Annotated in this window: 12 protein-coding genes and 1 tRNA gene; 8 read left to right on the forward strand and 5 right to left on the reverse strand. The window is 59.8% G+C overall.

The genetic code is table 11. The features are described from left to right. Positions 1-212: 212 nt before the first annotated feature. From AADX97_RS04560 to AADX97_RS04580, 5 genes are all read left to right on the forward strand, one after another. The gene (locus tag AADX97_RS04560; RefSeq protein ID WP_374232218.1) at positions 213-386 is read left to right on the forward strand and encodes a hypothetical protein; all 174 of its coding nucleotides are present in this window, start codon (positions 213-215) and stop codon (positions 384-386) included. A gap of 1,495 nt (positions 387-1,881) precedes the next feature. Beyond that, a complete protein-coding gene (locus AADX97_RS04565; protein ID WP_374232219.1) occupies positions 1,882-2,556 on the forward strand; it encodes a hypothetical protein in 675 nt (224 codons plus the stop codon). Between the two features lie 641 nt (positions 2,557-3,197). Then, positions 3,198-3,614, forward strand: coding sequence for a hypothetical protein (locus AADX97_RS04570; RefSeq protein ID WP_374232220.1), 417 nt, complete (start codon positions 3,198-3,200; stop codon positions 3,612-3,614). Positions 3,615-3,836: 222 nt separating this feature from the next. Next, positions 3,837-4,064 carry a hypothetical protein gene (locus AADX97_RS04575; protein ID WP_374232221.1) on the forward strand — a complete coding sequence of 76 codons (228 nt, stop codon included), beginning with the start codon at positions 3,837-3,839 and terminating at the stop codon, positions 4,062-4,064. A 120-nt stretch (positions 4,065-4,184) separates the two neighbouring features. Then, positions 4,185-4,613: a hypothetical protein gene (locus AADX97_RS04580; RefSeq protein ID WP_374232222.1), complete on the forward strand. Its 429-nt coding sequence runs from the start codon at positions 4,185-4,187 to the stop codon at positions 4,611-4,613. Between the two features lie 117 nt (positions 4,614-4,730). Here the strand turns inward: AADX97_RS04580 and AADX97_RS04585 are convergent, their stop codons facing one another. From AADX97_RS04585 to AADX97_RS04600, 4 genes are all read right to left on the reverse strand, one after another. Further along, positions 4,731-4,904, reverse strand: a complete 174-nt coding sequence (locus AADX97_RS04585; RefSeq protein ID WP_374232223.1) for a hypothetical protein — start codon at positions 4,902-4,904, stop codon at positions 4,731-4,733. 40 nt (positions 4,905-4,944) lie between these two features. Then, a complete protein-coding gene (locus AADX97_RS04590) occupies positions 4,945-5,229 on the reverse strand; it encodes a hypothetical protein (RefSeq protein WP_374232268.1) in 285 nt (94 codons plus the stop codon). 71 nt (positions 5,230-5,300) lie between these two features. After that, positions 5,301-6,389 (reverse strand): hypothetical protein, encoded by a 1,089-nt coding sequence (locus tag AADX97_RS04595; RefSeq protein ID WP_374232224.1) that lies wholly within the window; start codon positions 6,387-6,389, stop codon positions 5,301-5,303. Between the two features lie 89 nt (positions 6,390-6,478). Next, positions 6,479-7,744 (reverse strand): DNA cytosine methyltransferase, encoded by a 1,266-nt coding sequence (locus tag AADX97_RS04600; RefSeq protein ID WP_374232225.1) that lies wholly within the window; start codon positions 7,742-7,744, stop codon positions 6,479-6,481. Between the two features lie 620 nt (positions 7,745-8,364). Between AADX97_RS04600 and AADX97_RS04605 the strand changes: the two genes are divergently transcribed. Next, positions 8,365-8,541: a hypothetical protein gene (locus tag AADX97_RS04605; RefSeq protein WP_374232226.1), complete on the forward strand. Its 177-nt coding sequence runs from the start codon at positions 8,365-8,367 to the stop codon at positions 8,539-8,541. Between the two features lie 447 nt (positions 8,542-8,988). On the opposite strand, the gene AADX97_RS04610 is transcribed toward AADX97_RS04605, so the two are convergent. After that, positions 8,989-9,064 (reverse strand) — tRNA-Thr (locus AADX97_RS04610). 232 nt (positions 9,065-9,296) lie between these two features. Here AADX97_RS04610 and AADX97_RS04615 point away from each other — a divergent pair. Both AADX97_RS04615 and ruvB read left to right on the forward strand, forming a co-directional pair. Beyond that, a complete protein-coding gene (locus AADX97_RS04615) occupies positions 9,297-10,784 on the forward strand; it encodes an FAD-linked oxidase C-terminal domain-containing protein (RefSeq protein WP_374232227.1) in 1,488 nt (495 codons plus the stop codon). Next, complete coding sequence (gene ruvB / locus AADX97_RS04620; protein WP_374232228.1) at positions 10,784-11,839, forward strand: Holliday junction branch migration DNA helicase RuvB; 1,056 nt, start codon at positions 10,784-10,786, stop codon at positions 11,837-11,839. Before AADX97_RS04615 ends, ruvB begins: the two co-directional genes overlap by 1 nt. The last annotated feature ends 268 nt before the right edge of the window (positions 11,840-12,107 follow it).

Below are 12,107 nucleotides of genomic sequence, written 5' to 3' on the forward strand. Positions count from 1 at the left end.
CCAAGAGGTACTACTCCGACTTTGAAGACGGCACGTCGAAGACCAGAACTGTCGTTATTAACCCAAGTTAAACACGGCCGGGGCCGATTTCGTGCCCGAGTTCGATCTATGCCATTGATTCATATGCACACGGAAACCTCGCCGTAAAAAGTAGTGCCATATTATTTCGGCATGGCCCTAGGCAGCCGGCAGCGCATGGGCTAGCGTACGGCATGTACATCCGTCGCACGCACACCCGCAACAGCGCCACCGGCGAGCGCTACCACACCCACCGGCTGGTGCGCTCCACGCGGGTCGGCGGCAAGGTCCGGCAGATCACGCTCCTGAACCTCGGGGGCCTGTTTCATGAGATATTGCCGTGTGAAACCGTCGCCACGCTTCTTTGAGAATAAAATCCCTTTGATTGTTAGCGAGTAAAGACTCTTGTAGACATCGGATTCCCGCATTGAAATCACCCTGGAGTAGTTTCTCCATCTTTTTGTCAATGGATTCAATGAGACCCACGTATGCTCCTACCGACTTTGCGAAACTTGGCGCTCTAAATAGAAATGCAATTGTTGCGGGTTCCATGCTATGTGCTCCAATTTCGCTTGTTATCGATCCATCAAGACCTTGTGAAATAGGGGTTTCGCTTGCACGACCGTCTACAAACAACCTTTCCCGTTGCAGTCTTTGATTTATCTTATCTGATCGATATTACTCAAATACGCAACGCTACGAAGCCACTGATAGTGGATCTCGTGCGATTCCTCAGGCTTGTGCTTGGATGGGTCAGACGAAAATTCAGATCGCCCGTAAGACGGACGAAAGGTCGTTGCGACCTGGGGAAAGGGTCGGAAATCGGAAGACTGCGCGAATCGGGGCACTGATCTGGTTCCATGTGCATTCCGTACACTCAACTAAATCACGCGATGTCCGGCTCGGCTGTTCCCAACGGGAGTTGCCGAAAGCGGATGTCCTTCGTCGATGCCTCATGATCGACACGGCGGCCCCTGTCGAGCTGCATCAAGGCCACAGTCAAACAGCTTAGAACAAGATCCTGCCGTGTCAACGTTGCGCGTGTACAGCAGGTCGAGAAACTGACCTACCGCAAGCCGGGACTCCGGATCGACTCAGTTGATGTTCTGAAATCAGCCTGTCGATGAGGCTGACGACTGCGGATCGTGAGTATCCCGGTCGGAAAGTTCGGAAGGGGTTTTGTCAGGCATTAGTGGTGTCACTTCCGTTTTTCCGCCTGTTTTTCTCGGAATGTTTCCCGCTATATTTGGCAATCTCCGCCATTGCTGTCATCGAGGCTTGTGATTCATCACTATGCTGGTCTTGGGTCTTCGTTGTGGCAGCAACGGGCCAGTAGCGGACGTGATGGTTCGCAGGCTGGGATCCGCAGTCGAGTAGGCAGCGAACACTCGCCGGGACCATGAGATACGTGTACTGTCCCCGGAACTGCACCGGAACTGTGCAGTAACCGTGGCCTGTCCCTGGTATTCCATTAACGGCAGGCCCAGCTCGGCCAGCGGCTCCCCCCGATTCCTTCTTGCACTCCGGACCCCGTACTCGTATCGTCGCTCATGGCGCACATCGGTCGTTGGTGCTTTGGGTCTCGACAATCACGTTGCCGGTAACGGTGCGCCGCCTGCTCAAGCTCTATCAGCCCCCGCTCATACACCAGAATCGAGCATAGCTCTCTCGGCGGCCAGTCAGGATGCGTTGTCAAGCCTTTCCTCAGCGAGGGAGAGAGAGAGGGGCGAGCAGTTGCGGGATCAGTGGCCTGTGCTACACCAATCGGGCATTCTCGCTATTCGACATCAAGACGTCAGGCGACCATCCGGCCCCGGAGCAGGGAATGGCTGGTTCATCAAAACCTAATCGAGAGCTGCGGATATGTTTCGACCACCCCCTTTTCACCTAATACTGAGCGCGACGTTCACCGTCGCTTTCGCCCTGCCGACCTCGGCGCACGTTCCCTATTTCGAGCATCTGGATTGGTCTTCTACGCGGCCGTTTGTCGTGCGCGGCGAGATCGAGCAGTCGATCGCTGTCTATTCGTGGATTGATGATCGCAGTATTGGTATCGAGTCAGACGTTGATTTTTACCGCTTCCAGGTCGAAGCACCCGCGGAGGTGTATATTGAGGTGATCGTTCCGGCCTGTATCGGGTACGAGGACTTCATGCCTTGGTTTGCTCTGATCGGGCCTGGACTGCCAGCGCCGATTTTGGACTTGCCGGAGAGTGTCGAGATTCCACCGGGACAGGGGGCCATTGTGATCCCCGGACCACAACCCGGAGAGCCTCGTGACAGCTTCTACGAACCGTTCGGCGGCAAGACATACTTCAGTGGCCAACTCTGGACGCAGCCGATCACCGAGCCGGGAGCATATCAGGTCATTTTCTGGGATCCGTATGGCATTGGTGGGGATTATGTGGCCGTTCTCGGAGACTCGGAGATCTGGAATCCGCGCGATATCGCGCGAGCAATGATCTACACGCCGCTAATCCGCAGAGATCGTGAGTTACATATCCAGTGTCTTTCGGTCGAGGAAACGGGCAAGCCATAACCCTCTTCCATCGGATCCGTTAAGGCTGACCCCGCAGTTCACCATTCCGTTGCGCCAGGCAAAGCCTGGAAGGAGAGGAAGATAGCGAACGGATAAGCCAATCGGAAACTCCCTTTTTTCGACCCACCGGGTGCAAGTCCCCAGCCGGTAAGGAGTGGCCATCCACCGGAACCGAGTGTTGCGTGGTGCGGGAGCGATCCCGCCTGCGAAGCGTACACAGGGGGCGTGCAGGCCATGTGATGGAGCCCCGTCACTGATTCCAGCGGAGCCGACGTCTTCCGAACATCGGAAGGCAACAGTCTCGGCATCGCAACGGCCAGATGTCGAGACTCCGCCGGGGTCTGAGAGCAGGGCATGTACGCACGGGTCGTCCAGGAACCCGGAAGCGCTCAGTGGTTCCTTGCCCGAGACGCGGCGCGGGCACCGCGGAAGAAGCCGCCCCGGCCCGTCGGCGCTGGTCCGGCCGACGGGAGCGAACAGGACCGACGGCCAGGTAGCGCCAAGCGAAGGTCACGACGTGCGGCGCGATGGCAACTGAGCAATTAGAGTCGGCTGATAGTACCGTTGAGCGTGGGGAACGCACCCGAGCGGACCCATAGGGAGGGAAGCAGCCGATCGCTTGAGATCGCGGGTGATCGGACATGGTAGGTCTGGCGAAACGGCAACCAAACGGCAACCAAAAGAAACAGCTCCTTGAGAAGAAGGGTATTTATATCGACTACCCCCTGACCAGAATCGAGGCGCGGATTAAGGGGACTAAGCTCACTATGAGTGAGCTAGCCTCACTGCCGCCCCCATACCGCAAACTCCTAATGGTCCCCACCGAAAAGTTAGTCCACCTCGGGAATAACAAGGCGGAGCAGTTATTTATTCACCATATCAACCAGGGGATGACTGGACATCAGGCATACTTGAAACTCAACAAGGACCAGCGCAAACAAATCAGGACGGCCCTACAACCGCACCGCCTCAAGCTGGGGCAGGACCCAAGTTGGTGGGAGGAGTGGCTTCAAAACAAGGTGAACGGCTGGTACAAACGATTTCATGCGGACGTGTAGGAGGGCGTGTCCACTAACCCCGGTGCAATTAATTGCAACCATCTCATTTGACGGAAGTGCCACCCCAAGCTATCTTAGAGTCACTTCGGTCATTCAATCAAGAAACATCAGAACCTGACTATTAACCTAATCGGCTTGCCCCGTATACTCACAGTTAGGCTAGACATCATAGAGCAGGAAGAAAAACTCAAGGGCATTCGCAAAATGGAGGGCTTTTCAAAAGTGTTCAAAGCCAAAGAGACAGAAACAAAAGGCAAATACCGCTACTTCGACAAAGAGGGGGCGCTGTTCAGGACCAAGGCAGTAGCCGAGTTCGCCGGGTGCGGTGAGGTCTGGTCAAGTACGAAAAAAAGCTGGGTGCCCTATACGGGTGACAGGCTGAAACCCATGTTTTATGGGTCTCAAGTCCCAGAAAACGAAGTCAACAAGGATTGGCCGGGTGCAGTGTGAGTGCAGCTAGTTGGACTCGATTTATTGTGGTGCATCTTGACGCGACTATGACTGTCTGATCCATGCGGGACGTCTCTTGTCGGTACAGACCCGAAGATATTTTAACGAAGGTTAAGAAAAATGCCGACATATATCCTCAAACCAGCCCAAGAGCTTGCAGCCCTTAGAATTGCATCTGGATGGACTCAAAAGGCAACCGCTCAGGAAGCCGGTGTAACCGAGCAATCACTGTCCGCATCCTGGATGAAGAACCCCGCGTTCGTGGCGGCAATCAACCGCGAACGGAAGGCTATGCTAGACGCTACAAGAGACCATCTGCGGGCGCTAGGCACGAAGGCGACCAAGACCCTTGAAGAGGTGTTGGACACCGCTCAGAAGCCCGCGGACAAGCTCAAAGCCGCTGAAATGGTTCTTCACCTGCTGGGGTTCGATAATCCCGAGAAGGGTCTCTTTGGCTGGGGGGTCGGAGGGACCACTGCCGAGGATGTCCTGATGGAGGAAGCACAAATCGACCAGATCAACGCGATGAGGGCACACCTTTTTTCGTAAACTTCACAACTTGTACGTCCGATTGGCCCTACTTTGCTCTGGGAGCCGCTGACGTTGACTGTGTTTACCGGCTCGCCCTGCCGGGACTCATAGAATCAGTACAGGCCAAGTCGAGTTTCAGTTCTGGGTCTGACCAAAGCAGTGATCAAACTGCGCTAGTATCTCCGCCTGCAATTCATCTGCAACTTCCTCCGAAAGATCCTCGAAATTTTCCTGCAACGCAATAGACAGATCCTGGAGTTGATTGCGGATGAAGGAAAACGCGACGGCCTTGGCTTCTTGCTTCGTCATATCGAGAGTCTCGCTAAAGGCGGTGCAGGCAATTACATACCTATCCTTTCGATTCGTCCATCGAAAGCTGATCCGTGCGCCGGTCATAGAGCCGCTTGGTCTTGCGGTCCGTGCGCCAGCCCATGCGCTGCGCGTGCGCCAAATTGGCCTCGAAAGTCGAAAGATAGGCCGCAACGCCGGTGCCTCGCAAGTAGCGGATGAAGGCTAGGTTCGGGCATCCCGAGAGGTCCTCCCGGTTTACCCGGTAGCGTAATCCTCTGTGCCAAAGCGCGCGGCGAACAGCCATCTCGGCCTTCGTCCCGACCTTGCGGTCCCACTGCTTGATCCTTGAGGTGAGCGGGGAGGCTGGAGTTCGACCTTCAAAGCTCGGAGCAGCCCCTTAGCCTCAGTGTTGGCTCAGGCTTCGAGCGCACGGTTGAATGCACCCAAGGCGTCGGGTGACCAGCGGTCGTCCAACCGAACGAGGTTACTCAGCCGTCCGATGCACCGCTTATGCGGGTCCATGGCTCCGGTCAACGCAAAACGGAACTCCCACCTCTCGGTACAGGGGTGCAGGCAAGCCGCAACGACCTCGAAGTCCTCGCGGCGGTAGAAACGGGTGCAAGGGTCATCCTTCGACGAGCGGGTCCGCTGAAAATCGACTCGGACGGTTCCATCGGCAAGTCGCCCCCGTAGAACGTTTTTGCACTCTATCAGGAGCGGCCGCGCGTCGGCTATCCGTAGGCGAATATCAGGACTGCCCTCCTCTTCCAGCCTGACGCATTCGGTCACTCCCGGTAGCTCGGCAAGTGTCCGTTGAAGGTGGACCTCGGCCACCCACCCGCGTACCGCCATCTTGAGTCGCGGCGCGCTCTGGATCAGATCCAGGATCTCGGTCTCCGCGAGTTCGAATTCCTGCGTGAGATGGTGAACGAGAGCTGCGGAGACCTCCGGGCCGGGTGTCTGCGCAATCTGGATCGATCCAAATTGATAGAGCGCTGCGAGCTTCTCTGCCAAGAGCGCTCGGTGACCGACATCGAGACCCTTTGCCGCGCGCTCGAAGCGGACGTAGCGCAGGAAGCTCTCGGCCGTTCCGCCGACCATGAGTTCAATTGGCTGGTCGATCCCGGCGCGCCTCGTGGCACGCTCCCAGAATGCCCATCCGTCGGCAAGGATCGCTCTAACGTCGCGATCCTTGAACTCGATCGAGATGAAGAATCGGGTCGGACTATGGTGCAGCGGATCGGCGCCGACGAAGAATCCAAGCTCAGGATTGATACCTACGAGCAGGGTTGTATAAAGCTGGAATGGATCCTGCCATAGGTCATGAAGGTCGCCGTCGTTGGAACCGTACTTGACCTGGAAGCGATGTTCGTCGGAAGGACGATTCCGCGTCGCCCTGGAGTTGGCGAGAAACGCATACACAAGGATGCCCATGCGCTCCCCGTCGGGTGCCTCGAAGGTGAGTCGGAAAGGCGCCTCGTTCGGGGACGAGGCATTCAGCACGGTGCATCCGCACCGTTCGAGTGCATCCTGGATAAACGCTAGCAGAGGGCGACGATCGGGGGCGCTGACGCGGAAGCGACGATAATCCATCAGTCGATAATCCCCGCCGCAAGTTCGCGACGGAGTGCACCGTGCCCCTTGCCCGTGCCGGGGTGGGGGCTGTGGGTGCCTTCGAACTGGAGATACTTCGACGGCACCGGGACGACTGGCTCGGGTGGCGGGATACCTAACTGTCGCCGTGGTAGCAGGGTCGGCGTCAAGTCCAGGACTCGCGTGTCGTTGAAAAGGCGTTGCCGGATCGCGAGCCCCAAGAGTTCAGCAAGGGCGGACGGCACGGCGTTGCCGACTTGTCGCTGAACACTGTTTAAAGAGCCCAGTACCCGATAATCGTCCGGCATCGTCTGCAGACGACAGAGTTCACGCGCGGAGAGCCGGCGATTCTTCCAATGAAACGGGCCGGTGGCCGGTCCGGGCTGAGCAGTCAGGGTCCAGGACGGTTGATCTTTGGCCAGCTTGAGCAGGAAGTTCCAGTAGCGCCGTCGCCAGCCGAAGAGCGGCGGCCCACGACCTCGATCGGTGAAATAGAGATAATTCGCACCTTCGGGCACGGACGCCAGGAGGTCAGCCCACTTGCCCCTCGGCTTGAGGTCGGGAGCGTCGTCATCCTGAAGATCCCACAGGGCGTCCCAAGCCGTTATGAATGGCTGTAGCGCTATGTCGAGGTTCAGCCTGCATTGCACGTCGTCTACAGGCAACCGATGAGTGGCCTCGATCTTGCCGAAGGCCGTTCCGTCCCTCGCACCGATCAGGAAGGCGCGCTCGCGCGCTTGTGGGACCCCGAGTTCGGCGGCGTTGAGAACCAACAGGAACGCCTGATACTGGGTTCCCGTGGCACGGTTGATCGATTCCAGGGTCGACTGGATCAGGCGCAACCCTTCGTCCTTTCCCTTGAACGCCAGCCCCGCCACGTTCTCCATCAGGAACGCGCGTGGACGGGTGTCGCGCAGGACCCGAAGATAGGCGGCAACCGTGTCTGCCCTTGGATCATCGAGACGACGCGCATCGCCCGAGGCCCAATAGCCCGCTTTGGAGAAGGGCTGGCAGGGCGGTCCGCCGATCAGGACATCCACCTCTCCCGGCTCCAGGTCGGCGGTGCGCAGCAGATCAGTGCTGGATACCTCGTGGATGGAGCGGTCGATGACCGGCCACGCGCGGTTGGCCCGAAGCGTAGCAACGCAGTCCTGGTCGACTTCAACCGCCGCTCGGCAATCGAAACCTGCAGCCTCGAACCCGAGATCGAGGCCGCCGGCACCAGTGTAAAGACTCAGAGCGGTGTAACGCTTTTCGAAGGACATATGGCTGGCTACTTAGTGTGGGCTCGGCGTTGTAGGAGCGTCGTAACTCGACCGCACGAGGCAGCCTCAAGCAACGATGCTAACCGCACCGGCCATGAGCTTCAACGCGGTGCGCCGCTTGGCCTCGGAGACGAGATCAAACCCAGCATCTGGAACCGTCAGCGCTGATCACCGCGATTGCTCGCCTTGTCTGTCGATATCTGGTCAATCGTCGCAAACAAGAGTCCGGAAAACAGGAAGGTCATATGGATGTCAACCTTCCAAGTCATAAAGTGATGACCCGCCTAACGCAACGTCGGAAAGAGACGGGGCGCCTTGCTGTCGGCGCCGGGGTTAGCTCGTCGATAGCCAGGGGTCTTGGTAACGGTTGTCCTTTGGGGCGGATCCGCGTTAGCGGGCGCATAATCTTCGGGGTACGGCAGTCTTCGCTGTGGTCAACCATGCGCTGCAGTTAACTGCACGAACGTCGGGGCCAGAGTTCCACGGCAGGAGCCCTCTAGGGCGACGGAGGGTTGAAGGCCCAAGAGCCAAGGGCAGGCGTCCTGTTTCCGGAGGTTGCTCCAACCAAACGGCTTTTTAACTTACCCTAAGGCATGGTCACGAAACCGGAGGGCGCGTACATGAGGGAGAAACCTAGCCTGGATCTGATCGCGGGCAAGGAAGCCTTGGACGTGGAGTCCTTACGCGACCTGTTCATCGGCCTAATAGGCAAAGAACCTACTCCCGGCGAGCTGGAAGAAGCCAAGGCCATGCTGAAGGATGTCGCAGCGGAGGACGCCGCCAAGGCCAAGCCTTAAGCCCTCCCCCGGCTCCCTAAAGACAAAGGCACCCCCGACCATACCTATCCCTACCAGGGCGAACCAACGTCTCTGGGGGCTTCCTAGAGGCTCCCAGGCATGCTTCCGGACGGGGAGCGAGACCGAGACCGGGGCGTCGATTTTGGGGGCTGACCGGCACAGGCGATCAAAAAGTGACCGACTTGGCGAGGTACGCAGGTTCCGGGGCTCAGACTAGACTCAAGGTCTTCGGATTTCGTGTGGGAACGGTTTCTTGAGGAATCCGGAGATAGGGTGGTACAAACCCTCAAGCCGACCCAGGAGCTTGCAGCCCCGTGGATCTATGGTTGAGCCTAGAAGGAAGCCTCTGGGCAGGGGGCTTTCTTGCGGCTTGGCCACTCCATGGCCACTCAGAAAAAGTACCGACCAAAAAGTCACCAAAAATTAAGCATAACCTACTGAAAAATATGGAGCTGGCGGACGGATTCGAACCGACGACCTGCTGATTACAAATCAGCTGCTCTACCAACTGAGCTACGCCAGCGATGCGGGATGCGCCTGCGTCCGAAGACCGCGCGATTCTGTCATTCTACAGTCAAGCACGACGGCCGCTCAATGAGCGCGAGCCCCCTGCTGGGCAGTTTGGATGTCGCGACCGGCCTGGCGAATCCGGTCCGAAGGCGCTCCTGCCGCAGCGCTCTCGGTGTTTACTCGGAACCCGTCTGGCCCTAGGCTCCGCCTATCCCGAGGATGACACTACGACCAGGGTCAACGTCATGAGTCTGATTCAACCGACCCGGATCGACTTCGAAGATCCCGAGCTGTCCGCGACGCGGGCGGAGCTTGTCCGCGCGCTGCGGGCCTTTTTGCCGCCGGATGCGGTGCTCGAGCAGCAGGAGCAGGTGCAACCTTACGAGTGCGACGGCCTCTCGGCCTATCGGCAGTTGCCCTTGCTGGTAGTGCTGCCGCGTACGGTCGAGGAGGTGCAGCGCATCATGCGGCTGTGTTACGCGCGGGATGTGCCGGTGGTGGCGCGCGGGGCCGGGACCGGGCTCTCCGGCGGGGCCCTGCCGCGCGGTGACGGGGTGTTGCTGAGTCTGGCGCGCTTCACGCGGATCTTGGAGCTGGACCCGGTCGCACGCACCGCGCGGGTCGAGCCCGGCGTGCGCAACTTGGCGATCAGCGAGGCCGCGGCGCCGCATGGGCTCTATTACGCGCCGGATCCGTCGAGCCAGATCGCCTGCACCATCGGGGGGAATGTCGCGGAGAATTCGGGCGGGGTGCATTGCCTGAAGTACGGCCTGACAGTGCACAACGTCCTCGCGGTCACGCTGGTCACGATCGAGGGCGAGCTGGTCGAGCTGGGATCTGGCGGGCTCGACGCACCGGGCTATGACCTCTTGGCGCTCTTCATCGGCTCCGAGGGGATGCTCGGGGTGACGGTCGAGGTGACGGTCAATCTGCTGCCCGTACCGGAGCGCGCCCAGGCCATCCTTGCGGCCTACGACGACGTGGAGAAGGCTGGCCAAGCGGTCGGCGACATCATCGCGGCCGGGATCATCCCTGCGGGTCTGGAGATGATGGACGGGCCGGCGATCCAGGCGGCGGAGGACTTCGTGCATGCCGGCTATCCGACGGACGCCGCGGCCATCCTCATCTGCGAGATCGACGGGACCAGTCAAGAGGTCTCGGAGGAGGTCATGCGGGTGCGCGATCTGCTCTTGGCCAGCGGCGCGACCGAGGTTCGGACCTCGCGCGACGATGCCGAGCGGCTGATGTTCTGGAAGGGACGCAAGGCCGCCTTCCCCGCTGTAGGTCGGATCTCGCCGGACTATTACTGCATGGACGGCACCATCCCGCGCCGCGCCCTGCCGGAAGTACTGCGGCGCACCGCGGAGATGTCGCGCGAGTACGGGCTGCGGGTCGCCAATGTCTTTCATGCCGGAGACGGCAACATGCACCCGCTGATCCTCTTCGATGCCAACAAGCCGGGCGAGCTGGAGCGGACCGAGGAGCTGGGCGGACGGATCCTGGAGCTGTGTGTCGAGGTCGGCGGGACCATCACGGGCGAGCACGGGGTGGGGATCGAGAAGATCAATCAGATGTGCGTCCAGTTCAGTTCCGAGGAGCTGCAGCAGTTCCACGCGGTCAAGGCGGCGTTCGATCCGAAGGGGTTGTTGAACCCGGGCAAGGGTGTGCCGACGCCGAGACGCTGCTCGGAATATCGGCAGCTTCCGGATCACACGCATCGGCACCCGCACTGATGGCGAAGCCCGAACGTCTGATCAACGCCGACCCGGCTAGCGACGAGCTGGCACTCGACCGAGCCATCCGCCCGCGCAAACTCGAGGATTATGTCGGGCAGCCGGTCGTGCGCGAACAGATGGAGATCTTCATCGGCGCCGCGCGCGGCCGCGGCGAGGCGCTGGACCATGTCCTCATCTTCGGCCCGCCGGGCCTCGGCAAGACCACTCTCGCACACATCATCGCGCACGAGATGCAGGTCAATTTGCGTCAGACCTCCGGACCCGTGCTCGAGAAGCCGGGCGATCTCGCGGCCATTCTGACTAATCTCGATGCGGGGGACGTGCTCTTCGTCGACGAGATCCATCGCCTCAGCCCGGTGGTCGAGGAGGTGCTCTATCCGGCGATGGAGGACTATCAGCTCGACATCATGATCGGCGACGGCCCGGCCGCGCGATCGATCAAGCTGGATCTGCCTTTCTTTACCTTGGTCGGCGCGACCACGCGGGCCGGGCTCCTGACCTCGCCTCTGCGCGACCGCTTCGGCATCGTGCAGCGTCTGGAGTTTTACACCGCGGAGGATCTGGCCTGGATCGTCCGTCGCTCGGCGCGAATCCTGGACATCGAGACCGAGGCCGAGGGCGCCGCCGAGATCGCGCGTCGCTCGCGGGGGACACCGCGCATCGCCAACCGGCTGCTGCGCCGGGTACGTGACTTCGCCCAGGTGCGTGCCGACGGGCGCATCACCGCGGAAGTCGCCGATCAGGCACTCGGGATGCTCAAGGTCGACGCCCTGGGTTTCGACCACATGGACCGCCGGCTGCTCGATGCCGTGATCAACAAGTTCGACGGCGGGCCGGTGGGGGTGGAAAGCCTCGCGGCGGCGATCGGCGAGGAGCGCGGCACGATCGAGGACGTCCTCGAGCCCTTCCTGATTCAACAAGGCTATCTGATGCGGACCCCGCGCGGACGTGTCGCCACGCAGGCGGCTTATCTTCACCTCGGGCTCAAACCGCCGCGGACCGTCGTCGAGCGTGCCGCCATCCCGGACCTTTTCGGTATCGTCTCGGATTAAACCGCGCCCAGCGCCTTATGCGGTGTTTTTGGATGGGATCGGCCCCGGCAGACTTGACGACCGTTGGAGTCGGCGCGGTTTAAGAGATTAAAAACAAGATTATTTTGAACCGCGCCCCCCCGCTAAGGGCTCTGTATGCACCAAACGTCGAACTCACTCGAAAACAAGCATCTCGCTCTGGACGCGGTTTCAGTGCTTTCGGGGCGACTAAAGTCGCCCCTACATGTCCTCGGCTTTTTTGTCGGGCGAAAGCCCGGCCAACGGCGGA

Source organism: Thiocapsa sp. C2-2m (assembly GCF_041903745.1).
In the GTDB taxonomy this organism is placed as follows: domain Bacteria; phylum Pseudomonadota; class Gammaproteobacteria; order Chromatiales; family Chromatiaceae; genus Thiocapsa; species Thiocapsa roseilacustris.